This window comes from Mycobacterium botniense (assembly GCF_010723305.1).
Lineage (GTDB): Bacteria > Actinomycetota > Actinomycetes > Mycobacteriales > Mycobacteriaceae > Mycobacterium > Mycobacterium botniense.
In genome coordinates this window covers 404,773-427,177 of record NZ_BLKW01000004.1, presented here as the reverse complement: position 1 = coordinate 427,177, position 22,405 = coordinate 404,773, and the positions used below count along the sequence as shown (strand labels likewise).

Annotated in this window: 19 protein-coding genes and 1 pseudogene; 12 read left to right on the top strand and 8 right to left on the bottom strand. The window is 64.6% G+C overall.

What is annotated here, in order from left to right:
• The first annotated feature begins 253 nt into the window (after positions 1–253).
• Genes G6N08_RS12125 through G6N08_RS12110 form a run of 4 tightly spaced genes read left to right on the top strand, consistent with a single transcriptional unit; the run spans position 254 to position 5,679 of the window.
• Positions 254–1,231 carry an ABC transporter permease gene (locus G6N08_RS12125; protein WP_163757607.1) on the top strand — a complete coding sequence of 326 codons (978 nt, stop codon included), beginning with the start codon at positions 254–256 and terminating at the stop codon, positions 1,229–1,231.
• A complete protein-coding gene (locus tag G6N08_RS12120) occupies positions 1,228–2,148 on the top strand; it encodes an ABC transporter permease (protein WP_163757605.1) in 921 nt (306 codons plus the stop codon). The genes G6N08_RS12125 and G6N08_RS12120 overlap by 4 nt, the downstream gene beginning before the upstream one ends.
• Complete coding sequence (locus tag G6N08_RS12115; RefSeq protein ID WP_163757603.1) at positions 2,145–3,995, top strand: dipeptide ABC transporter ATP-binding protein; 1,851 nt, start codon at positions 2,145–2,147, stop codon at positions 3,993–3,995. The genes G6N08_RS12120 and G6N08_RS12115 overlap by 4 nt, the downstream gene beginning before the upstream one ends.
• Positions 3,996–4,038: 43 nt before the next feature.
• Positions 4,039–5,679 carry an ABC transporter family substrate-binding protein gene (locus G6N08_RS12110; protein WP_163760530.1) on the top strand — a complete coding sequence of 547 codons (1,641 nt, stop codon included), beginning with the start codon at positions 4,039–4,041 and terminating at the stop codon, positions 5,677–5,679.
• An 87-nt stretch (positions 5,680–5,766) separates the two neighbouring features.
• On the opposite strand, the gene G6N08_RS12105 is transcribed toward G6N08_RS12110, so the two are convergent.
• Both G6N08_RS12105 and G6N08_RS12100 read right to left on the bottom strand, forming a co-directional pair.
• On the bottom strand, positions 5,767–8,388 hold the full coding sequence (locus G6N08_RS12105; RefSeq protein ID WP_163757601.1) for an AAA family ATPase: 2,622 nt from the start codon (positions 8,386–8,388) through the stop codon (positions 5,767–5,769).
• Entirely contained in the window at positions 8,385–9,539 is a 1,155-nt protein-coding gene (locus tag G6N08_RS12100) for a metallophosphoesterase family protein (protein ID WP_163757599.1), read from the bottom strand. Before G6N08_RS12100 ends, G6N08_RS12105 begins: the two co-directional genes overlap by 4 nt.
• A gap of 128 nt (positions 9,540–9,667) precedes the next feature.
• Between G6N08_RS12100 and G6N08_RS12095 the strand changes: the two genes are divergently transcribed.
• The gene (locus G6N08_RS12095; protein ID WP_174813294.1) at positions 9,668–10,174 is read left to right on the top strand and encodes a SixA phosphatase family protein; all 507 of its coding nucleotides are present in this window, start codon (positions 9,668–9,670) and stop codon (positions 10,172–10,174) included.
• Between the two features lie 15 nt (positions 10,175–10,189).
• Here the strand turns inward: G6N08_RS12095 and G6N08_RS12090 are convergent, their stop codons facing one another.
• Together G6N08_RS12090 and G6N08_RS12085 are read right to left on the bottom strand one after the other, a co-directional pair.
• Positions 10,190–10,711: a DUF3558 domain-containing protein gene (locus G6N08_RS12090; protein ID WP_371869058.1), complete on the bottom strand. Its 522-nt coding sequence runs from the start codon at positions 10,709–10,711 to the stop codon at positions 10,190–10,192.
• A 32-nt stretch (positions 10,712–10,743) separates the two neighbouring features.
• Positions 10,744–11,241 carry a DUF3558 domain-containing protein gene (locus G6N08_RS12085; RefSeq protein ID WP_163760524.1) on the bottom strand — a complete coding sequence of 166 codons (498 nt, stop codon included), beginning with the start codon at positions 11,239–11,241 and terminating at the stop codon, positions 10,744–10,746.
• 211 nt (positions 11,242–11,452) lie between these two features.
• On the opposite strand from G6N08_RS12085, the gene G6N08_RS12080 reads away from it, so the two are divergent.
• Complete coding sequence (locus G6N08_RS12080; protein WP_163760526.1) at positions 11,453–13,198, top strand: ABC transporter ATP-binding protein; 1,746 nt, start codon at positions 11,453–11,455, stop codon at positions 13,196–13,198.
• Between the two features lie 8 nt (positions 13,199–13,206).
• Positions 13,207–15,102: an ABC transporter ATP-binding protein gene (locus tag G6N08_RS12075; protein ID WP_163757594.1), complete on the top strand. Its 1,896-nt coding sequence runs from the start codon at positions 13,207–13,209 to the stop codon at positions 15,100–15,102.
• A 124-nt stretch (positions 15,103–15,226) separates the two neighbouring features.
• On the opposite strand, the gene abmR is transcribed toward G6N08_RS12075, so the two are convergent.
• Positions 15,227–15,790: an ATP-binding transcription factor AbmR gene (abmR, locus tag G6N08_RS12070; protein ID WP_163757592.1), complete on the bottom strand. Its 564-nt coding sequence runs from the start codon at positions 15,788–15,790 to the stop codon at positions 15,227–15,229.
• Between the two features lie 245 nt (positions 15,791–16,035).
• On the opposite strand from abmR, the gene G6N08_RS12065 reads away from it, so the two are divergent.
• Positions 16,036–16,530: a DNA-deoxyinosine glycosylase gene (locus tag G6N08_RS12065; protein WP_163757589.1), complete on the top strand. Its 495-nt coding sequence runs from the start codon at positions 16,036–16,038 to the stop codon at positions 16,528–16,530.
• On the opposite strand, the pseudogene G6N08_RS20755 reads toward G6N08_RS12065, so the two are convergent.
• Positions 16,525–16,641, bottom strand: a pseudogene (locus G6N08_RS20755) (hypothetical protein); the annotation flags it as partial. The gene G6N08_RS12065 and the pseudogene G6N08_RS20755 sit on opposite strands and share 6 nt — an antisense overlap.
• A 134-nt stretch (positions 16,642–16,775) precedes the next feature.
• On the opposite strand from G6N08_RS20755, the gene G6N08_RS12060 reads away from it, so the two are divergent.
• Genes G6N08_RS12060 through G6N08_RS12050 form a run of 3 tightly spaced genes read left to right on the top strand, consistent with a single transcriptional unit; the run spans position 16,776 to position 18,867 of the window.
• Complete coding sequence (locus tag G6N08_RS12060) at positions 16,776–17,948, top strand: MalY/PatB family protein (RefSeq protein WP_163757587.1); 1,173 nt, start codon at positions 16,776–16,778, stop codon at positions 17,946–17,948.
• Between the two features lie 30 nt (positions 17,949–17,978).
• Complete coding sequence (locus tag G6N08_RS12055; RefSeq protein WP_163757585.1) at positions 17,979–18,413, top strand: HIT family protein; 435 nt, start codon at positions 17,979–17,981, stop codon at positions 18,411–18,413.
• A 4-nt stretch (positions 18,414–18,417) separates the two neighbouring features.
• Positions 18,418–18,867: a nitroreductase family deazaflavin-dependent oxidoreductase gene (locus G6N08_RS12050; RefSeq protein ID WP_163757584.1), complete on the top strand. Its 450-nt coding sequence runs from the start codon at positions 18,418–18,420 to the stop codon at positions 18,865–18,867.
• A gap of 40 nt (positions 18,868–18,907) precedes the next feature.
• Here G6N08_RS12050 and G6N08_RS12045 read toward each other — a convergent pair whose 3' ends face one another.
• Positions 18,908–19,939: an LLM class flavin-dependent oxidoreductase gene (locus tag G6N08_RS12045; RefSeq protein WP_163760522.1), complete on the bottom strand. Its 1,032-nt coding sequence runs from the start codon at positions 19,937–19,939 to the stop codon at positions 18,908–18,910.
• A 47-nt stretch (positions 19,940–19,986) separates the two neighbouring features.
• Positions 19,987–20,808: a uracil-DNA glycosylase gene (locus G6N08_RS12040; RefSeq protein WP_163757582.1), complete on the bottom strand. Its 822-nt coding sequence runs from the start codon at positions 20,806–20,808 to the stop codon at positions 19,987–19,989.
• 144 nt (positions 20,809–20,952) lie between these two features.
• Here G6N08_RS12040 and G6N08_RS12035 point away from each other — a divergent pair, with 144 nt between their 5' ends.
• The gene (locus G6N08_RS12035) at positions 20,953–22,320 is read left to right on the top strand and encodes an FAD-binding oxidoreductase (RefSeq protein ID WP_163757580.1); all 1,368 of its coding nucleotides are present in this window, start codon (positions 20,953–20,955) and stop codon (positions 22,318–22,320) included.
• Positions 22,321–22,405: the final 85 nt, after the last annotated feature.

The following is a 22,405-nucleotide window of genomic DNA, read 5'->3' as shown; positions in this document are numbered from 1 at the left end:
GGCACGCCAGTGTCGCGGGATTGTAGCAATCGGCCAGCGAGATTTCACGAATCTGGATCAGCCAGATCGGTAAGTAGTGCCGCCCACAAACCCGCCGCTCAGGTAGCGCAGCCGACGGCAGTGTGCTGCCTACGCCGCCGCGAACGCCCGACCGCACTCCCCGAGGACCGTTGGCGCCGCCGCCATGTCTGCTGCCCGATTGCGACGACATCTCTTACCCTGTGCCCATGCGACACGGGTGGGGCGGACCAACATGACCAGGTTTCTGGCGCGTCGGCTTGCCAATTACATGGTGCTGTTAGCGCTGGCGTCTTTCCTGACCTATTGCCTGACATCGGTGACATTCCATCCGCTGGACAGCTTCATGCAGCGCCACCCTCGGCCACCGCAGGCCGTGATCGAGGCCAAGGCCGCCCAGCTCGGGTTGGACAAACCGATTCCCATCCGGTACGCGAGGTGGGTCTCCGGCGCGGTCCGGGGCGATTTTGGCGCCACCGTGTCGGGTCATCCGGTATCCGATGAGCTATGGCGACGAATCGGGGTCAGCCTGCGCCTGGTGGTGCTGGGCTCGGTGTTCGGCACCGTGACCGGTGTCGTTGTGGGGGCCTGGGGAGCGATCCGCCAGTACCGGCTCAGCGACCGCGTGATCACCCTGTTGTCGCTGACCATCCTCAGCATCCCGACATTCGTGCTGGCGGGGCTGCTCATTCTCGGCGCGCTGCGCATCAATATGTTTCTGGGGGTGCGTGTTTTCCTGTACACCGGGGAGACGTCGCCTCTACCGTCCGGAGGGGTCTGGCAACAGTTGCTCGACCGCCTCCAGCACCTGGTGTTGCCGAGTCTCACGCTGGCTCTCGGCGCGATCGCGGGTTTCAGCCGGTACCAGCGAAACGCGATGCTCGACGTGCTGGGCGAGGATTTCATCCGCACCGCCCGCGCCAAAGGCCTCAGGCGCCGGCGCGCACTGGTTAAACACGGCCTACGCACCGCTTTGATTCCGATGGCCACGTTGTTTGCCTATAGTGTCGCCGGGCTGGTCACCGGCGCGGTATTCGTCGAGAAAATCTTCGGCTGGCACGGCATGGGCGAGTGGGTGGTGCAGGGTATCGCGACCCAGGACACCAACATCGTCGCGGCGATCACGGTGTTCTCCGGCGCAGTGGTCCTGCTTGCCGGCTTGTTGTCCGACGTCCTCTACGCCGCACTTGATCCACGGGTGCGGGTGTCATGACGCACCGGGTTGCCGAGACCACCTCCGTCCGCGCCGGTATCCACACCACCTCCTTCGCGTCGCGACGAAGCCTGATAGCACGACGGTTCATCCGCAACAAGCCCGCGATCGCCGCATTGGTAGTGCTGACCTTTTTGTTCGTCGGCTGCTATGCGCTGCCGGTGTTCCTTCCGTTCAGCTACATCGACATGGACTCCGGTGCGCTGCTGCAGCCCCCGTCGCTTGAGCACTGGTTCGGCACCAACGCGCTGGGCCAGGACCTACTGGCCCGGACCCTGCGCGGCATGCAGAAGTCGATGTTGATCGGGGTTTGTGTGGCCGTCATCTCGACAACTATCGCCGCGACGGTCGGATCAGTTTCGGGTTACTTCGGCGGTTGGCGCGACCGAACCTTGATGTGGCTGGTCGATCTGCTATTGGTAGTGCCCAGCTTCATCCTGATCGCCATCGTAACCCCACGCACCAAGCGGTCGGGCAGCATTCTGTGGCTGATCGTGCTGCTTGCGGCGTTCGGCTGGATGGTCAGCTCACGGATGGTCCGCGGTATGACAATGAGTCTGAGAGAACGCGAATTCATCCGCGCAGCAAGGTATATGGGCGTACCTAGCCGCCGTATCATCGCACATCACATTGTGCCGAACGTCGCCTCCATCCTCATCATCGATGCCACACTCAACGTCGGAGTGGCTATACTCGCTGAAACCGGTCTGAGCTTCCTGGGATTCGGTGTTCAGCCGCCTGACGTATCGTTGGGCACACTTATCGCGGACGGCACCAGTTCAGTGGCGACATTCCCGTGGGTTTTCTTGTTCCCAGCCGGGGCGCTGATCGCGATCGTATTGTGCGCCAACCTCACCGGTGACGGCCTACGGGATGCTTTGGACCCCACCACGCCTAAAAGGCAGCGGCACAAGTGACGCCTCTACTCGAGGTGACGGATTTGAGTGTCTCCTTCGCAACCGGGGACTCGCAGGTGGCCGCCGTGCGCGGGTTGAGCTACCACGTCGATCCCCGCGAAGTTGTCGCCCTCGTCGGTGAATCAGGTTCGGGCAAAACCACTGCCGCACTGGCTGTTGTGGGCCTGCTGCCTGAACACGCTCAGGTGTCTGGCTCGGTGCGCCTGTACGGCGATGAGTTGCTCGGACGGTCCGATACCGCGATGTCACACATTCGCGGCCGGACGATCGGCACGGTGTTTCAGGATCCGATGTCAGCTCTGACACCCGTCTACACCATCGGCGACCAAATTGCCGAGGCCGTCGAAATCCACAACCGCCGGGTCACCCGCGCTGATGCCCGCAAGCGAGCGGTCGAGCTGCTCGAGCTGGTCGGCATCGCCCAACCGCAACACCGGGCGAAAGCATTCCCGCACGAGCTTTCCGGCGGCGAACGCCAGCGCGTAGTGATCGCGATCGCGATCGCCAACGATCCAGATCTGCTGATTTGCGACGAGCCGACCACCGCGCTGGACGTCACTGTGCAAGCGCAGATTCTGGACGTGCTCAAAACCGCGCGAGACGTTACCGGCGCCGCAGTGTTGATCATCACGCACGACTTGGGTGTGGTGTCGCAGTTCGCCGACCGGGCGTTGGTCATGTATGCCGGACGCGCGGTCGAGGTAGCTACCGTTGACGAGCTTTATCGTGACCGCCGAATGCCCTACACGGTAGGACTGCTGGGTTCGGTACCGCGGCTCAGCGCCGTACAGGGGACGCGTCTGGTTCCGATTCCCGGCGCCCCACCGACGATGTCGTCACTGCGATTCGGGTCCTGCCCCTTCGCTCCCCGCTGCCCCCTTGTCATCGACAAATGCCGCTCGGGCGAACCGGATCTGGTCACCATCACCGATGGCCACCGGGCGGCGTGTATCCGCACCGACGACGTCGCCGGGCGCAGCGCGTCCGAAATCTTTCGCGTGCCGACCCAAACCCCTTCTGCGGGCAACGTAAGCCGGCGAACACCAGTGGTGCTGCGCGTCAACGACCTAACAAAGACCTACACACTCACCAAAGGTGTGGTGTTACGAAGGCGGCTGGGCGAAATCCGCGCGGTCGACAGGGTCAGTTTCACATTGGAACAGGGCCGCACTTTGGGCATTGTCGGAGAATCCGGGTCGGGCAAGTCCACGACGCTGCACCAGATTCTCGAACTCACCGCCCCAGAAGTGGGTTCCATCGAAATTCTCGGGACCGACGTTTCGACCCTCGACGCAGCTGCGCGCCGCGAGCTGCGGACTAAACTGCAAGTGGTCTTCCAGGATCCGTCGGCGGCGCTAGACCCCCGGCTCCCGGTTTTCGATGTGCTCGCTGAACCGCTAGTCGCCAACGGGTTTGACCGGAGCCGGTGCGAAAAACGGGTTGCTGAGCTTCTGGATGTTGTCGGGTTAGACCACGCCGACGCCAGCCGGTATCCCGGCGAGTTTTCCGGTGGACAAAAGCAGCGGATCGGTATTGCGCGGGCACTGGCATTGCAGCCGAGCATCCTCCTATTGGACGAGCCGGTGTCGTCGCTGGATGTGTCGATTCAAGCGGGCATCATCAACTTGTTGCTCGATCTGCAAGAGCGATTCGAGTTGTCGTATCTGTTTGTGTCGCACGATCTCTCGGTGGTCAGACATCTTGCCCACCGAGTGGCAGTGATGTATCGGGGAGCGATTGTTGAACAGGGCGATGCTGAGCAGATCTTCACCAACCCGCAGCACGAATACACCCGGCGGCTTTTGGCCGCGGTGCCGCGGACGCATCCCGATGTCGCCGGTGTTTAGCATCGCCAAGGTGGCGTATCCGTCGACGGTTCAGACAGTGTCGATGCTGGTTGTGGCCGCCTGTGTGATTGTGACGGGCTGTTCGGACGGGTATCGAAACCTACCGGCGGCGGGAACCACACGGGTCGGAACGACCAGTGATATCAACCCGCAGAACCCGGCGACGTTACGGGAGGGCGGCACTTTGCGGCTGCCGCTGACGTCATTTCCCTCCAACTTCAACGAGTTGCATATCGACGGTAACACCGCCGACGTCAATGCGATTACCGGTCCGACGCTGCCGGGCGCATTCATCACCGAGGCCAACGGGACACTGAAACTGAACACCGACTATTTCACTGCGGCAGAACTGACCAGCACCAACCCCCAGGTTGTCACCTACACGATCAACCCGAAAGCGGTCTGGAGCGATGGCACTCCGATGACCTGGGAGGACCTCGCCGCGGAGGTCAGCGCGTGCAGCGGTCGCGACAAACGCTACGCCATCGCCAGCAGAGCAGGGTTCGAACGGGTGCAGTCGGTCACCAGGGGCGTTGACGACCGCCAGGCGGTGGTCACCTTCGCCAAACCATACGCGGAGTGGCGCGGAATGTTTGCCAGCGGTATCCAGCCCCGCAGTATGACGGCGAACCCCGACGTCTTCAATAAGGGCCAGCTCGATGCGCCCGGCCCGTCGGCTGGACCGTTCATCGTGTCAACGATCGACAGGACCGCACAGCGGATCGTGCTGACCCGTAATCCCCGCTGGTGGGGCGCCAAGCCGAGACTTGACTCCATCACATTTCTGGTGCTCGACCCGGCCGCAGTCATCCCCGCGCTGCAGAACAACTCGATCGACGCTGCCGGGGTGGGCTCGATCGATGACATGGTCACCGCCCAGCGCACGCCCGGTATCGTGATCCGGCGCGCGCCGGCGCTCACCTGGTATCAATTCACATTCAACGGCGCCCCCGGTTCTCTGCTGGCCGACGAGCGGCTGCGACTGGCGATCTGTAAAGGCATCGACCGTCAGACCATCGCCAACGTAGCCCAACATGGCTTGACCGACCGCCCCGCGCCGCTGAACAACCACATCTACGTTGCCGGTCAGGTTGGCTACGAAAACAACAGTGCACCAGCTGCTTTCAATCCCGATCAGGCCCGGAGGGAATTAGAAGCAATGGGCTGGAAGCTCAACGGAGCGGTGCGGGAAAGGAACGGCAGACAGCTGGCGATTCGCGACGTATTCTTCGACGCGCAATCCACCCGTCAGATCGCGCTGGTCGCGCAGCACAACCTGGCGCAGATCGGCGTGAAGCTGATCCTCGACGCTAAACCGGGCACCGGATTCTTCGAGCGTTATGTCGCCGTCGGCGACTTCGATATCACCCAATTCGGTTGGGTCGGTAACGCCTTCCCGCTGTCCGCACTACCTCAGATCTATACCTCCGACGGTGAGAGCAATTTCGGCAAAATCGGCAGCCCGAAAGTCGACGCCGAAATCGAACAGACGCTCTCCGAGTTGAACGAGGGCAAGGCACGCGCACTCGCCAACCAGGTCGACATGTTGATCTGGCAGGAAGGGTTCAGCTTGCCGCTGTTTCAGTCACCCGGCGACGTCGCGGTCCGCTCCGATCTAGCCAACTACGGAGCGTTTGGTTTGGCCGACGTCGACTACACGGCAATCGGATTCATGCGACGCTGATCGCAGCGGCCGCTAAGCCGACGAAAGCAGAGCAAGGCGAAGGTGGGCAACAAGGCCCGAGCCTGCTGACGGCGCAGGCCAAAACCGTCAGCCGCACAGTTCGATACGATGGGCGCTTTGCACATCGTCATAACGAGCGGGTGTGCAGGTCAGCACGATCACTTGTCCGTGTGCCCCCACAACGTCGAACACTTCACCCATCCTGGCCAGCCTCTCCGGATCGGCGAAGCCCAACGCGTCGTCGATGAGCACCGGTACGGTGTCTTCCTTGGCGACCAATGTCGCGCCGGCCAGCCGTACCAGGATGCCGAGTTGCTCCTTGGCCCCACCAGACAGCGACTCGTAGGGCACAGTGCAACCGTCAAGAGTGCGGCTGCGGATCCGCAGCTCACTGTCGATGTCGACGTCGAAGGTGGACCCGAACACCAACCGGCCCAGCCGCAGTAGTTCTGCCCGGAACGGCTCGACGTAGCGTAATCGGGTAACGTCGCGATGGCGTGCCATCACCAAACGCAGCAGCTCCGCGGCACGGGCTCGGCGCCGGACCCGGGTGTATTCCCCGGCAGCGCGTTCCCGCTCAGCCTCAGCCGTGTCGAGTTTGCTTTGACGCCCTTCGGTCCCGAAGACGGCGAGCTCAACACTGACTTCGTGCAGGGCACGGACAACTTCGCTGTGGCGGATGCGCAGCACCTCAACCTGTTCGGTCGCCTCGGCTAATTCGGCGGCGGCCATATCAGGAGCAGCAGCGGCGAGTTGCTCAGCCAGCTCCGCGACACGACGCTCAGCGATCTGCGCCGCCCGCCGTTCATCATCCGCCGCTGCCGCCAAGTCCTCGTCGCTCACCGAGGCCCGCTCCCGGGCCAACCGATCACTGACGGCGTCGAGTTCGGCACGGTGGGTAGCGACTTTCGTTTGTAAAGCTGTTGCACGCGTCGATACCTCGGCAAACTCGCGTGCCACGGAGGCCGCGACACGGCGGCGGGTCTCGCATTCGGCATCCGCGGCGGCGCAAGCGGCTTCGGCGGCCTCGAGCTCCGCGCGGGCGGCGCTGATGTCCATTGCGGCCAGATCTGAGTGCGTGGAGTGACCGGCGCGCAGGCGCGCCAGCCTGCAACGCAGCTCGTCGACCTGGTCTTCCCCGCACAATCCCGCGATGATGGCGTTCAACTGCTCATGACTGTTTTCCAGATCGCGGCGCTGCTGCGCGGCGCGTCGCGCCGCTGCAAGGTCGGCCACACCCGCCGCCCCCAGTGCGGCCGTTAACTCCGTTTGCGCCGCAGCGTATTCGGCTTGAGCATCGATAGCAGTGGCAGCCGGGATCACTCGCGCGGTCAACACACCGGGAACCTCGACTGCGGTGGAGTCGGTGACTGTCATCGACCAGCTCTCGCCCGCAGATAGTGACACCCGTTGGCCGCCGGTCGCGAGTTCGATCTCGGCTGCCGCGGTGAACTCGAGCGTCGCGCAGATCAGCGCCAGGCGGCTGCGAGCACGATCGACGGCGGCAGCGGCATCCTCGATACGCCGCTCGAGTTCTTCGGTGACGGCGACTGCGCCCAGTTCGTCATTCACCCGGTCGCGATCACCCATCAGGGCGTCGATCCTGGCCAGCCGAGCACTCAACCGCTCTGACTCGTCACGGTCGCCAAGTTGCTCGAGGATGCGGCGGGCGGACTCAGCGCGGCGCTGGGCAGCCGCACGCACACACGCGGCCTGGTCCATCGCGGCATCGGCGGCGGCAACGTCGGCACGGACACGCGCAGCTGCGTCGGCCGATTGGCGCGCTTCGGCGTCGAGCGCGGCAACCGTCGCGGCCCGCGTATCAAATTCGGTACGCAGCCGCAGCCGCTCGGTATGCGCTTTTGTGGCCGCAGCACTGGTCGCCGCCGCCGCGGCGGCGACCAGCTGGGCTTGATGGTGCTTTTCGGTGAGCACCGCGATCTTGTCGGCGGCGGCCTGTGCGGTTGCGTGCCGGTGCTGGGCCCTGGCCTGGTGCTGCGCCAACTCGGCCAGCTGTTCGGTCAGGCTGGCGTGGCGACGCACCCGCTCATCCACCTCGGCGACCGCCGCCGCGCACCGCGCCACCTCCTCTTCAGCGGCGGCCAGTCGCGAGATCGCGGCGGCCCACTCGCCGGTCGGGCGTCCGGTGGGGGTGAAATAGCGCGCATACTCGGCGTCGATCCGCTCGATGAGCGACGATTCGCCGGCAGCGGACGCGGCAACCTCACCAGCGGCGATATCGAGCGCACGCGATAGCGCATCACAACCGGAGAGGTCCACCGCGGCGGTCGAGGCAGCCTGCAGCACCCGCTGAGCGCGCCAGAGTTCGGTATCCACCGTCTCAGCCAGTATCGCCCGGACCCGGTCGTGTGCTTCGTCGCCGGTCAGCTGTTCGCGGCTGGGTGTCAGCAGTGTCAATTCGGTCTCGTACTGTTTGTGGAAACGCTTGCGGTAGACGAAGCGATACGGGCCGGTGCTGATCTCGGCAGTGATCTCCGACCCGACGTCAGCGTGGGTGGGTTTCACCTGCTTCACTTCTTTTTTGGTTGAGCGGTCTTTGGCTTCCAGCAGCAAATCCAGCGCCTCGATCATCGACGACTTGCCGATCTCGTTGGCACCGCACACCACCACGACGCCGTGGTCGGGAAACTCGATCTCGCGGTGCGCAACGCCCCGGAAATTGCTCAGCACGAGGCGGTGCAACTTCATGCCGCGCCCCTACCGGTGAGCCGTAGCAGCAGGGCCAGTGCCGCCCGGGCATCGTCGGCGGCCTCGGCATCCCCGGTGCGTGCCGTCTCAACCAGTTCCTCTACCGCCGCGGCGGCGAACCCCCCGATACCAAGGTCGCGGAATTCATCGTCGGCTGGTAACACTGTCAGGTCGCTGTGACGCTCCCATAACCCCAGCCAGGCGAACAACCGTGAGTATTTGTCCAGGCAGGTATCCAGTGCGGCGCGGTCGGTGACGGTCAGCGAACCGGTCAGAACCAGCCGCACCACCGTGCGGTCCTTGCCGGCCAGCTGATCGAGGTTGATGTCCAGCGCCATGATGTCACGGCTGTTGTCCACGTGGGCGCGCAGGGTGAGAAACCGCCAGGTACCGACGTGGCGGGCTTCGACGGTCACGGGCCGACGGGGATCGGTTTCGTCGATGTCGACGATCAGGATGTGGCCGGGGTCGGGTTCGATGTCATCGAAATTGGTGACTTCCGGGGACCCCGGATACCACACCCGGCCGCTGCCGCCGACCTCGGTGAGCGAATGCTTGTCACCCAATGCCACATAGTGCACCGCACCCCTTCGCAGCGCATCGTCTACCGTGGCGAGCCGGATCAGAGAGGATTTGGTGCGGTCGGGGTCGAGTGCGTCGACACCGCCGTGAGCGACCAGCACCCTGGTCGCCGCGCCGTCGGCCGGCAGCCCCTCCAACACCTCGGCAACCAAATCCGTCGTCGGCACCTTGGAGCGCCACGGGGCGGCGACGATCTGCACCCCCGGCCGCACCTCAGAGATACCGGGCCGGTCGAGCACGACCACGTTGGGAGGGCATTCAGCGGTGAACAGTGCGCTGGTGTACACGGAGGAGGCGTCCAGCGGGTCATGATTACCCGGTAGCAGATAGACCGGAATACCGACGGCCCGCATGGCTTCCAACGACTGACTGATCACCTCGGGAGCCAGATGGTTGTGCTCGAAGACATCTCCGGCCACCACCACGAACTCGGCCCCCGCCTCGGCCGCCAGCGGGCCCAGTCCTGCCACCACGTCGCGGCGGGCCGCCGCGTACCGCGGCTGCGCCTCACCGGCCAGGAAATGGCGGGCCATCCCCAGTTGCCAGTCGGCGGTGTGCACGAAGCGCATGCCGTCGGCACCTCCTGATATCGCACGGCTCTCCGGCAAGGCGAGTCTAGGACCGTCGACCGACAACTCCGCGGACCTCGATCGGCACGTCCGGCGCCCCGCTTTGGCGTGCGCTTTAGGGTGGGCACGTGGACGATCAACGCCGGACTCTGGCACTGCTGCGGCACGCGAAATCGGCGTACCCCGAAGGGATCGTTGACCACGAGCGACCACTGGCGCCCCGCGGAGTCCGGCAGGCCAGGCTGGCCGGCGACTGGCTGCGGGCCAACCTGCCCGTCATCGACCACGTGCTATGTTCCACCGCGACGCGTGCGCGGCAGACCTTGGAATACACCGGCGTCGACTCACCTGTGCACTACAGCGAACGGCTCTACGGCACCACCGCGGCCACGGTGATCGAGGAAATCCATACTGTTGACGACGGGGTGATGACGCTGCTGGTCGTAGGGCACGAACCGGTCATCTCTGAAGTGGCGGTCCGGCTGGCCGGTGCCGGCGGCACCGATACGGCTGCTGTCGAACGTATTTCAGCGAAATTTCCCACCTCCGCGATCGCAGTGCTGCGCATTGGCTGCAGCTGGGAGCGCCTCGAACCCGGAGGCGCCACATTGATCAACTTCCACGTGCCGCGCTGACTCGAGACCGGGCGGCTACGAGTTGGTCGCCAGGGTCAGCTCCATGAGCTTGATCGCCTGGGCGCACGCGTCGATGCCGGGCGCCTGTGGATTGACCCACCAGCCGACCACCCCCGCGGCGTCGCTGGCGACGCCACACGACCCGTTAGGGTCGTTGGGACGCATGACGATCGAGTCAACACCTGCGATCGAGCGGTTCTCGATTTGATATTTGTAGAATTGGGCGACTTTGCGTTCGTTGCTCAAGCTGTCCTGCTCAAACCAGAACCGGGTGATATCGATGAGGCCAGCCGGGTTGGCCGCCTGCCACCGGCAGATCGCCCCGACGAAGGTGCTTTGAATGTCGAGCGGATCCGCGCCCACGGTCTTGGCCAGGATGTCAGTGGTCAGCACCTCGCATTCCTTGAGCAAGTTCGGGTACTGCTGTTCGGAATTCTGGTTGCGCGGAACGTCGCCCGATCCGGCCTTGACGGGATTTCCGGCCACCGATCTCGAACACCCGGTGAACACCAACAATACGGTGAGCACGACGGCCATTCCGGCCACCAGATGATGACGAACCGAACGACTCATTTCGCGTTCGCAATCGACTGACGGGTCAATTGTTTGGCTACGTCGCATGGATCCGGGAAGGGTTTCTGGTTGAAGCTGATCGACCATTCGATGAAATCGTCATTGAATTGGATTCCGATCTCGCACAACGAGTCACCTAACGTCGGCTCGCTGCCGATCGCGATGAAACCACTATGTCCGTCGATATTGATGTCTTCGACGCTGGTCCGCGATAGTTCCTCCGTCTTGCGCTCCCGCCCGATCGGGCTGCCGCGGTACCACGAGAAAGAAAAATGCGGGCCGAGGATCCCGCCACCCGCCAGCCACTGACACCCGACGGTATTCTGCGCGGTATTGACCAGCCCGGTCACCTTAGTCAGTTCGGTGACCGTCTGGTCGCTAATCCCGCCGCATGGCGGGAACATCGGTCCGTGGTGGCCTTGCGGAGATGCCGACGCAGACGACTGGGTCTGCTGAGGTTGGCTGGACCCGGAATGAGAGCATCCGGCAACCATCGGAACCAAGGCCGCGGCCACCAGGGCCAGCGCCGCTCTGTGTCGCCGCACCACTACGCCCGCCTACTGGTCATCACACGATGCACTGTAGCGTCAGCCCAGCGGGTCAACCACCGACGCGCCTGACCAGGGCGTTCCCCGGCGCCGCCGGCACGGCACGGGCGTGAACCATCCGGTGACCGGCCCCGGGTCGGTGTGCAACAGTTACCAGGTGGTCCTGGCACTGCTGCGCCAGTATGTGCGGCCGTACAGGTGGTCGATCGCTGCAGTGATGGTGCTGCAGCTGATCAGCACCCTGGCGTCGCTGTATCTGCCGACGGTCAACGCCGCGATCATCGACGACGGTGTGGCCAAGGGCAACACCGCTACCATCGTCAGACTCGGCGCGGTGATGCTCGCGGTCGCCGGACTGCAGCTGCTGTGCGCCGTCGGCGCGGTCTACTTTGGCTCACGGACCGGCATGGGGTTCGGCCGCGATCTGCGTGCCGCGATGTTCCACCAGGTGATCAGCTTCTCCGGACACGAGAGCGTGCGCTTCGGCGCGCCGTCGCTGTTGACCCGCACCACCAACGACGTCCGCCAGATCCAATTCCTGGTGCAGATGTCGTGCACCGTGCTGGTCACCGCGCCCATTATGTGCGTCGGCGGGATCGTCATGGCTATCCACCAGGACGCCGGGTTGTCGTGGTTACTGCTCGTCAGCGTCCCGGTCCTGGCGGCCGCCAACTACTGGATTGTGTCGCACACAATGCCGATCTACCGCCGCATGCAAAAGCTGATCGACACCATCAATCGGGTCATGCGCGACCAACTGTCGGGTGTCCGAGTGGTCCGCGCGTTCGCGCGTGAACCTTTCGAACGCCAGAGGTTCGCCGCCGCGAACGTCGCACTGTCGAATACCGCGCTGGCCGCTGGCAACTGGCAGGCACTGATGCTGCCCGTGACCACATTGACGATCAACTGCTCGAGCGTCGCAGTGATCTGGTTCGGCGGCCTGCGCATCGAGGCCGGTCACATGCAGATCGGCTCACTGATCGCGTTTCTGTCGTATTTCATGCAGATTTTGATGGCGGTGTTGTTGGCGACGATGTTGCTGGCGGTGCTGCCGCGGGCATCCGTATGCGCCGAACGCATTGCCGAGGTGCTGGCTACCAGCCCGGCAATCCGCAGCCCGGAGCATCCGGTGCACCCCTCCCGCCGGGACCGGGGTGAGGTGCGGCTGGATAGAGCGACATTTTGCTACCCCGGCGCTGACCGTCCTGTGCTGCAGGATGTTTCGTTAACCGCCGCTCCGGGCACCATTACCGCTGTTGTTGGCAGCACCGGTTCTGGCAAGTCGACGCTGGTGTCGCTGATCTGCCGGTTCTATGACGTGACCGCCGGCGCTGTCTGCCTCGACGGCGTCGATGTCCGCGATTACGACATCGAGCACCTGTGGTCGATGATCGGCTTGGTGCCGCAACGCGGCTACCTGTTCTCCGGTTCGGTCGCCGACAATCTCCGCTACGGCAAAGCCGACGCGACCGAGACTGAAATGTGGGAAGCGCTGCGGGTGGCGGCCGCCGACGGATTCGTACGTGCACACGATGACGGGCTGCAGATGCGCGTGGCCCAAGGCGGTGTCAACTTATCCGGTGGACAACGGCAGCGACTGGCTATCGCGCGCGCGGTAATTCGCCGTCCGACGGTTTACCTGTTCGACGACGCGTTCTCCGCACTGGACGTCCACACGGACTTGCGTATCCGCAAATCGCTGCAAGAAGTCTCTGCGGATTCGACGACGATCATCGTGTCGCAGCGCATCTCCACCGTCGCGCACGCCGACCAGGTCGTCGTTGTCGAACGCGGCCGGGTAATCGGAACCGGCACACACGATTCCCTGTTGGCCGGCTGTCCGACATACGCCGAGTTCGTGGACTCCCAGACGCTGGGCGCCGGAGTGCCAGGCCAGCCGTGACCGGGTCGATGGAGAGGCCGATCCGCGGGGTGGTCCAGGCGCCCACCGAGCGGTCCCGCGACTTCACAGGCTCTGCGTTACGATTGCTGAAACGTCTTGGTCCGCAACGAAAGCAGATCGCCATAGCGATCTCATTGTCGATGGCTGGAATCGCCATCTCGGTGGTGGTCCCCCGGATTTTGGGCCATGCCACCGATCTCCTGTTCAGCGGTGTGGTCAGCCGGCATCTGCCGCCGGGCTCAACCAAAGAACAAGCGATCGCTGCCGCCCGTGCCCGCGGAGACACTACCTTCGCCGAGTTGCTGTCCAGAATGAGCCTCCAGCCGGGGAAGGGTGTGGATTTCGGCGCGGTGGGCCACACCCTGTTGCTGGCCCTAATGCTGTACCTTATTGCTGCTGCGACTATTTGGCTACAAGCACGGATACTCAACGCCACGGTGCAACAAGCCATCAGGGGGCTGCGCTCCGACGTTGAAGACAAGGTACACCGGTTGCCACTGTCCTACTTCGACAATCGGCAGCGCGGTGAGCTGTTAAGCCGCGTCACCAATGACATCGACAACATCCAGACGTCGGTCTCGGTCACGATCAGCCAGTTGCTCAGCGCCGTGGTCACCGTGGTGGCCGTCTTGGTGATGATGCTGTCGATCTCGCCGCTATTGACCGGGATGATGGTGCTCACCGTGCCGCTGTCGCTGGCGCTGACCAAAGTCATCACTCGGCGTTCGCAACGGTTATTCGTCGCACAGTGGACCAACACCGGGCGGCTCAACGCGCACATCGAGGAAACCTACAGTGGTTTCACCGTCGTCAAGACTTTCGGGCATCGGGCCGATGCGCAGCAGCAGTTCCGTGAGCTCAACGACGACGTTTATCAGGCCAGCTTGGGCGCCCAGTTCTGGTCCGCCCTGCTGTCACCGGCGCTGGCGTTCGTCGGCAACCTGGGCTACGTCGCGGTGGCGGTGGTCGGTGGTCTGCAGGTGGCGACCGGACAGATCACGCTGGGCGGCATTCAGGCGTTCATCCAGTACCTGCGCCAGTTCAACCAACCGTTGACCCAAGTCGCGGCGATGTACAACACATTGCAGTCCGGGATGGCCAGCGCTGAGAGGGTTTTCGACTTTCTCGACGAGGCCGAAGAGCCACCCGAGCACCCGTTGCCCCTGCCGTCGGTTAACGGTGAGCATCCCGGCCGAGTCGAGTTTCGGGGTGTGAGTTTTAGCTATCGTCCGGGACATGCGGTCATCGAGAACCTGTCGCTGGTGGCCGAGCCGGGCAGCACGGTCGCGATCGTCGGTCCGACGGGCGCCGGCAAGACCACGCTGGTGAATCTGCTGATGCGTTTCTACGACGTCGACTCCGGGCAGATCTTGATCGACGGCGTCGATATCGCGTCGATGAGCCGGCATTCGCTGCGTTCGCGGATCGGGATGGTGCTGCAAGACACCTGGCTGTTCGAGGGGACGATTGCGGAAAACATCGCGTACGGGCGACCAGGGGCGAGCGAACACGAAGTCGTGGACGCCGCCAAGGCGGCCTACGTGGACCGCTTTGTGCATACCCTGCCGGCCGGTTATCAGACGCGGGTCAGTGACGACGGCACCAACATCAGCGCCGGCGAAAAGCAGTTGATCACGATCGCGCGGGCTTTTCTTGCCCGCCCCCAGTTGCTGATCCTCGACGAGGCCACCAGCTCCGTTGATACCCGCACTGAGGCGCTCATCCAGCACGCGATGTGTGAGCTTCGCCGTGATCGCACGAGTTTTATTATCGCTCACCGACTTTCGACGATCCGAGACGCGGATGTCATACTAGTGATGGAGTCAGGCAAGATCGTCGAGCAGGGCACTCACCGCCAACTGTTGGCCCGTCGCGGTGCGTACTGGGACATGGCCCGGCTCTGACTGTGAGGCGACCGGTCACAGGTGGCCCCTGCCGTTGCCGTCGCCGGTGTCACCGGGCGGGTGCACAATCGAGACGCACGATTGAACGGTCTCGGTCGAGGAACCGGCGCAGCGGGCCGGTGCTTTAGAGATCCGGGCCTTGCGCGCGCAGGTGATCGACGTGTTCCATCGCTTCCCGCAGCTTGGCCAGCCATTCCTGGGTGTGCTCACCGACCAGTTTGACCGCCCAGGCGAGCGCATCGGAGCGCGAGCGCGCCACACCGGCGTCGACCAAAGTATCGAGCACTTGCCGCTCCGGCTGTTTTAAGCGGGTCATCACCGGCACCGCCAGATGCGTGAACAGGATCCGCTCGCCGCCCACCTCGACGCCCCAGGAAACCTTACGGCCGTAACGGGCTTGTGCCTCCTCGGCGATCGCCATCCGCTCTGCGCGGGTTTCTTCGCGGAATCGGGAGACGCGGCCCGACGCGCGGGCCGGGGTTTGTTCTTTGCCCGAGGTCTGGGCGTCGGGCAGCTTGCCGATGACCGTGATCTCCTCACGATCGACAGTCACCCTGGGGTCACCGTCAAACCAGTCTTCAGGGAGACGTCCGGCAAACCATTCCGCCGCGTCGCAAGCATCGGGTTGATGAGCTTGCTGCCAGCCGCCGGAGCGCCCGTAACGCCGTGCGTAACCCCGCGAGGTCATGATTACATAATTACTTTGTTATAAACTTCTGGCAAGTGGTTTCACTGCCAGCGAACACCTCACGGCGGCGTCCCAGCGTCAGGTGGGCCGTGTGGGAGCTTCGTGACGGGTGGGTGCGCCGCGCGACATCGGTGCCGGAGATTTTGCGCGGTCTCCCGCGCGCAGATGCAGCGGCCCTCGTCACCCCGCCGCACGATCACCGGCATCGGAGCCCGGCTGACCTTTGTGCGCGATGATGAGCAGTGATGAACGCACCGGTTCCGAAAGGCTTGCCGCCCGTTGTCGACGACGGCGCCCGGCTGCTGATCCTCGGCTCGTTCCCGAGTGTGCAGTCACTGGTAGCGCACCAGTACTATGCCAATCCGCGAAATTGTTTCTGGCGTATTACCAGCGAACTCTTTGGCTTTGACCAGAGCGCCCCATACGAAACGCGTGTGGACGCACTTCAATCCCACGCAGTGGCGCTGTGGGATGTGCTGCACAAGTGTCGTCGTGTCGGCAGTTCTGACTCCAATATTGATCTGAAAAGTCTGGTGCCCAACGACTTCCAAAAACTGTTCACGTGCTATCCCAGCATTACTCGAGTGTATTTCAACGGGAACAAGGCAGACGCGCTGTTTCGCAGATTTGTCCGGGTCGACACAACAGTGAGCTATCAGCGGCTGCCGTCTACCAGCCCGGCCCACGTCATGCCCGTCTGCGACAAGTTGGCGGCGTGGCGAGTCATTTCGCGCTCATGACACCGGCGGGCGTCGATGAGCCCACGCTCGTGCGGCCTCGAGCTGCGCACTGAGCGCCGGCCGGGTCGCCTCGTCGTAGGGACGGCCGACGAGCTGCACCGGCAGCGGCAGCCGCCGGCATCCAGGCGGCGCCCCGCACCGGCGAGAGCCTGTTCACAAGGGTCCACCGCGGCAGAATATGTTGCCTTGCCGCCAGGCGCCGTGAGCCACGGCGTCACAAGCCGAGCAGGGAGCAGACTACTGATATGAGCGATTGCGTCTTTGACCTGTTGACCGAGGATCAGCTGCGACAACGCAAGACGGTCAAGTGGAATCACTTCGAGCCCGATGTGCTGCCATTGTGGATCGCGGAAATGGACTTTCCCACCGCGCCGGCGGTGCTCGACGCGGTGCACAGGTGGGTCGCCGACGAGGAGTTCGGCTACCCGGCGTTCGCCGACGATGCACTGCCGACGGCAACGGCTGACTGGTGTCGGCGCCGCTATGGCTGGAACGTGTCTGCGGAATGGGTTCGCATCGTCCCGGACGTCCTGAAGGGCATGGAGGTCGTCATCAACTTTTTAACCCGACCCGAAAGTCCAGTGGCCTTGCCTGTTCCGGCCTATATGCCTTTTTTCGACGTCCTGCACGTCACCGGCCGGCAAAGGGTAGAGATCCCGATGACACCGCAGCCGGATTCGGGCCGATACGTCTTAGACCCCGATGCCGTCGACGCCGCATTCGCCAAAGGGGCCGGGTCGCTGATCCTGTGCAATCCCAACAATCCGCTGGGCACGGCGTTCACCGTCGATGAGCTGCGCGTGATCGTGGACATCGCGGCGCGTCACGGTGCGAGGATCATCGCCGACGAGATCCACGCACCGCTGGTCTACGGACATCCCCACGTCGCCGCCGCCTCGGTGTCGGATGCGGCCGCCCAAACGGTTATCACGCTGATGTCGGCGTCCAAGGGCTGGAACCTGCCCGGTCTCATGTGCGCGCAGGTGATCCTGTCCAACAGCCGCGACGCCAAGGAGTGGGACCGGATCAACTGGCTGCACCGGATGGGCGCGTCCACAGTCGGTATCCGGGCCAATATCGCCGCGTACAACCACGGCGCCGACTGGCTGGATCAGCTGCTTGTCTACCTGCAGGCGAACCGCGACCACCTGGCGCGGACCCTGCCGGAGTCGGCTCCCGGGGTGACAGTCACCACCCCGGAGGGCACCTACCTTGCATGGGTGGATTTTCGTGCGCTGAACCTGCCGGCCGAGCCGGCCGAATACCTGCTCGCAAAGGCCAAAGTCGCGCTCAGCCCGGGTCTTCCGTTCGGCGCCGCGGTGGGTTCGGGTTTCGCTCGGCTGAACTTCGGCACCACCCGCGCGATCCTCGATCGGGCGATCGCGGCGATCGCCGCTGCGCTCCCGCCCGGGCGGTAATACCAGCGGCCGAGCCGCTACCGTGGCGGCATGTCCTGCGTGTTCTGTGCGATCGTGGCCGGGACGGCTCCGGCCATCCGAATCTATGAAGACGGCGGCTACCTGGCGATCCTTGACATCCGCCCGTTTACCCGTGGCCACACCCTGGTACTGCCCAAGCGGCACACCGTGGATCTCACCGACACCCCGCCCGAGACACTGGCCGAGATGGTCACCATCGGCCAGCGGATCGCGCGGGCGGCCCGCACGACGGAGCTCGCCGACGCGACCAATATCGCGATCAACGACGGCCGCGCGGCATTCCAGACGGTGTTCCACATTCATCTGCACGTCCTGCCGCGGCGCAACGGCGACAAGTTCGCAGTCGCGAAAGGAATGCTGTTGCGCCATGACCCCGACCGTGAGGCCACCGCGCAAATCCTGCGGGAGGCGCTGGCACGGACCGATGCGAGTCAGCCAGACTGAACGCATGGACGTCTCCCAGTGGGTCGAGCAGGTCGTCGGGATACCGCTGCTCCGAATGCACAACGCGATCTACACCGCCACCAAAGGCCGGATCGGACACCGGATTCCCGGTGGGCCACCGAACTTGCTGTTGCACACGACCGGAGCCAAGACCGGTAAGCCGCGCACCACATCACTGACTTATGCGCGCGACGGCGACAACTACCTCGTTGTCGCCTCGAAAGGCGGCGATCCCCGGGCACCGGGCTGGTATCACAACCTCAAAGCTGACCCCAACGTTGAAATCAACGTCGGCCCAAAACGATTTAGTGTCACGGCAAAACCAGTGGCACCCGGGGATCCCGACTATCCGCGGCTGTGGCAGATCGTCAACACGAACAACGCCAACCGCTATGAGAAGTACCAGCGCCGAACGTCGCGCCCAATACCGGTCATCGTGCTCACACCGCGCTAGCGCACGGCCCGGCCCGGAACGGACCGGCGACGCTTTAGATTTAAAAAAGCTCTTTTGCCAGCAACTCCAATGTCGCCACCCGGCCGGGAGCGGTCGCCGGATCGGTGCCGCGATGCGCCGAGGCCACCGGGTTGATCATCACCTCGTCCACGTCGAACTGCTGGGCCAGGGCCCGCAGTTGAGCGGCGGCGTCGGCGGGGGTGCCGAGGATGGCGCGCTGTAACCCGCGCTCGACGATGTGCAGTTGCTGCGGTGTGAGCTGCTCCGCCCGCGCATCTTCGACAAGCTGTACCGGCCCCAGCGGCTGCCCGGTTCGTAGCCGGGCCATCATGTGCAGGTTGGGCATCATCAATGCCGTTGCCTCCTCACGTGTTTCCGCCACCACCGCATTGACCGTCAAAAATGTGACCGGCTGTGCGGCGAGCTTGCTGGGCACGAATCGCGAACGGTAAACCGCGAGCGCCTCTGCGGTGCCCTTACCGGAGAAGTGGTGGGCGAACACATACGGCAGCCCTTTGGCGGCAGCCACATGCGCCGAGTACATCGATGACCCCAACAGCCACAGCCGCGGTTCGCTGACGGCGGCCGGGGTAGCCTTCAGCACATACTCCCCGTCGCGCAACGGCAGTCGTGCGCCTCGTGGGCTCATCAGCGCGACCACGTCGTCGAGGTAGTCGGGAAAGTGTTCCAGGTCGCGGTCATCGCGGCCGGCCCGCAGCGCCCATGAGGTGATCGGGTCGGAGCCCGGTGCCCGCCCGATGCCGAGGTCGATGCGGCCCGGGGCGGCCGCCTCCAGCAGTGCGAACTGTTCGGCCACCGCCAGCGGCGCATGATTGGGCAGCATCACACCGCCGGATCCGAGCCGCAGCTGCGCGGTCTGCGCGGCAAGATAGGCGATCAGCACCGGGGGGCTGGTGGCGGCGATTGCGGGCATGTTGTGGTGTTCGGCGACCCAGTAGCGGGTGAAGCCCAGCCGGTCGGCGGTCTGCGCCAGTTGGACGGTGGCCGCCAGTGCATCCGAGGTCGACTGGTCGGTACGCACCGGGACGAGGTCGAGAACGGACAGTCGCACGCTGGCGTCAACACCGACGGCCAGCCCAAGCTTCCCGTTCAGTGGCGTCACCTGATCCCGGCCATCGTCTTGGCGTCGGTGAAAATCGCGTCGAGCATGGCCGGGGTCAGCTTGCCGGTGAACATGTTCTGCTGGCTGGGGTGATAGCACCCGAGCACACGCAGGCCAGACGGCAGCTCCGCGAGCGCGCCGTGGCTGAACAGCGGCTTGCGTATGCCGGCGTGTTCCACCAGCCGCAGCGCGACCTGCCAGGCGAAACCGCCCAAAGCGACAATCACCCGGACATGGCCGGATACCAGCCGCCACTCGGCCTCCAGCCACGGCGAGCACGTCACCTGTTCCTCGGGTGCCGGCTTATTGGCGGGCGGCGCGCATCGCACTGGCGCGGTGATCCGAATGCGATTAGCCCGCAGTCCGTCCGCGGCGTCGACACTGCTCGGCGAACTCACCAGCCCGGCCCGGTGCAGCGCAGCGAACAACTGGTCACCGGAGCGGTCACCGGTGAACATCCGTCCCGTCCGGTTGCCGCCGTGCGCGGCCGGCGCCAAGCCGAGAATCAGCAGCCGCGGCTGTTGCGATCCCCACCCGGGCACCGGACGCCCCCAGTAGGGTTGGTCGGCGAAAGCCCGCCGTTTGATAACTGCGGCTTGTTCACGCCAAGCGACCAGCCGCGGGCAAGCGCGGCAGACGCTGACCAGCGCGTCGAGTTCCGGGATCGAGTGGACCTCCCCCGCCAATGCCGACACCTGCGCCGGATCGGCTGCTACCGGCGTCTGCGGTGTGGCCGGATCTCCTGGCCAGCCGGTACCGGGGGCGACCGGCGAGGCGAAGAGTCGGCCGGTACGAGGATGGGGACGCACACCCCACATCGTGCCTGCAGCGGCGTCGGAGCACGATCCCCGTTGCCGCTCACCGCAACGACTCCGCCGCGTCGGTCGCGGTTGACCTGGGGCTATGCTGTCCGGGCTGTGCGGCGGCCGAACTGGGGCGGCGTCCGGCCGTAGGATCGGGCCGTGGGTGCTGAGGTACTGGCCAGTCTGATCGCTGAGCTGCCCGACGGGATGGTGGTCACCGATCCGGCCGTCACCGAGGGCTACCGGCAGGACCGCGCATTCGACCCGTCGGCGGGCAAACCCCTGGCCGTGGTGCGGCCGCGACGCACCGAGGACGTGCAGACCGTGCTGCGCTGGGCCAGCGCCAATCGGGTGCCCGTCATCACCCGGGGCGCCGGCACCGGGCTATCGGGCGGATCGACCGCACTCGATGACAGCATCGTGCTGTCGACGGAGAAGATGCGCGACATCGTCGTCGACCCGCTCACCCGCACCGCGGTCTGCCAGCCGGGGCTGCTCAACGCCGAGGTGAAAAAGGCGGCCGCTGATTACGGGCTGTGGTATCCGCCGGACCCGTCGTCGTATGAGATCTGCAGCATCGGCGGCAACATCGCCACCAACGCCGGCGGTCTGTGCTGCGTGAAATACGGCGTCACCACCGACTATGTGCTGGGCCTGCAAGTGGTGCTGGCCGACGGGACCGCGGTGCGGCTGGGCGGCCCGCGGCTCAAAGATGTCGCCGGGCTTTCTCTGACCAAACTATTCGTCGGCAGCGAGGGCACGCTGGGCGTGATCACCGAGGTGACGCTGCGGCTACTGCCGGCCCAGCACGCGTCGAGCACCGTGGTGGCGACCTTCGCCTCGGTGCAAGCCGCGACCGACGCGGTGCTCGCGGTCGCCGGGCGGATCCGCCCGGCGATGCTGGAGTTCATGGATTCGGTGGCGATCAACGCGGTCGAGGACAGCTTCCGCATGGGCCTGGACCGGGAGGCCGCCGCCATGGTGCTCGGTGGCTCTGACGAGCGGGGACGAGCCGGAACCGAGGACGCTGAGCTGATGGCTGCCGTGTTCGCCGAACACGGCGCGAAGGAGGTGTTTTCCACCGACGATCCGCAGGAAAGCGAGGCGTTCGTCGCCGCCCGCCGGTTTTGCATCCCAGCGGTCGAGGGCAAGGGATCGTTGTTGCTGGAAGACGTCGGCGTACCGCTGCCCGCGCTGGGCAGACTGGTCACCGGGATCGCGCACATCGCCGCAGAGCGCGAACTCACCATCTCGGTGATCGCACATGCCGGCGACGGGAACACCCACCCGTTGATCGTCTACGACCCCGCCGATGCCGCGATGATGCAGCGCGCTCACCAGGCATTCGGCGAAATCATGGAGCTGGCCATCGGCCTGGGTGGCACGATCACCGGCGAGCACGGCGTGGGCCGGTTGAAACGGCCGTGGCTGGCAGACCAGATCGGGCCCGATGCCATGGCGTTAAATCAGCGAATCAAGCAGGCGCTGGACCCACTGGGCATTCTCAACCCCGGTGCGGCCATCTGACGCGACGCAGACATGTGCTGCGCCCGGCCCGCAGATCACTTCGCGCCATCCTTCCCCGACCCGCCTGTTGACAGCAGAAGGTAAG

Bases quoted from the DNA above. Each gene is read 5' to 3' on its own strand.
- abmR (WP_163757592.1), bottom strand. From the start codon at position 15,790: ATGACCTCGCGGGGTTACGCACGGCGTTACGGGCGCTCCGGCGGCTGG.
- G6N08_RS12050 (WP_163757584.1), top strand. From the start codon at position 18,418: ATGGACGTCTCCCAGTGGGTCGAGCAGGTCGTCGGGATACCGCTGCTC.
- G6N08_RS12105 (WP_163757601.1), bottom strand. From the start codon at position 8,388: ATGAAGTTGCACCGCCTCGTGCTGAGCAATTTCCGGGGCGTTGCGCAC.
- G6N08_RS12040 (WP_163757582.1), bottom strand. From the start codon at position 20,808: ATGTGGGGTGTGCGTCCCCATCCTCGTACCGGCCGACTCTTCGCCTCG.
- G6N08_RS12125 (WP_163757607.1), top strand. From the start codon at position 254: ATGACCAGGTTTCTGGCGCGTCGGCTTGCCAATTACATGGTGCTGTTA.
- G6N08_RS12090 (WP_371869058.1), bottom strand. From the start codon at position 10,711: ATGGCCGTCGTGCTCACCGTATTGTTGGTGTTCACCGGGTGTTCGAGA.
- G6N08_RS12110 (WP_163760530.1), top strand. From the start codon at position 4,039: ATGCTGGTTGTGGCCGCCTGTGTGATTGTGACGGGCTGTTCGGACGGG.
- G6N08_RS12060 (WP_163757587.1), top strand. From the start codon at position 16,776: ATGAGCGATTGCGTCTTTGACCTGTTGACCGAGGATCAGCTGCGACAA.
- G6N08_RS12100 (WP_163757599.1), bottom strand. From the start codon at position 9,539: ATGCGCTTCGTGCACACCGCCGACTGGCAACTGGGGATGGCCCGCCAT.
- G6N08_RS12075 (WP_163757594.1), top strand. From the start codon at position 13,207: ATGGAGAGGCCGATCCGCGGGGTGGTCCAGGCGCCCACCGAGCGGTCC.
- G6N08_RS12055 (WP_163757585.1), top strand. From the start codon at position 17,979: ATGTCCTGCGTGTTCTGTGCGATCGTGGCCGGGACGGCTCCGGCCATC.
- G6N08_RS12065 (WP_163757589.1), top strand. From the start codon at position 16,036: ATGAACGCACCGGTTCCGAAAGGCTTGCCGCCCGTTGTCGACGACGGC.
- G6N08_RS12120 (WP_163757605.1), top strand. From the start codon at position 1,228: ATGACGCACCGGGTTGCCGAGACCACCTCCGTCCGCGCCGGTATCCAC.
- G6N08_RS12085 (WP_163760524.1), bottom strand. From the start codon at position 11,241: ATGGTTGCCGGATGCTCTCATTCCGGGTCCAGCCAACCTCAGCAGACC.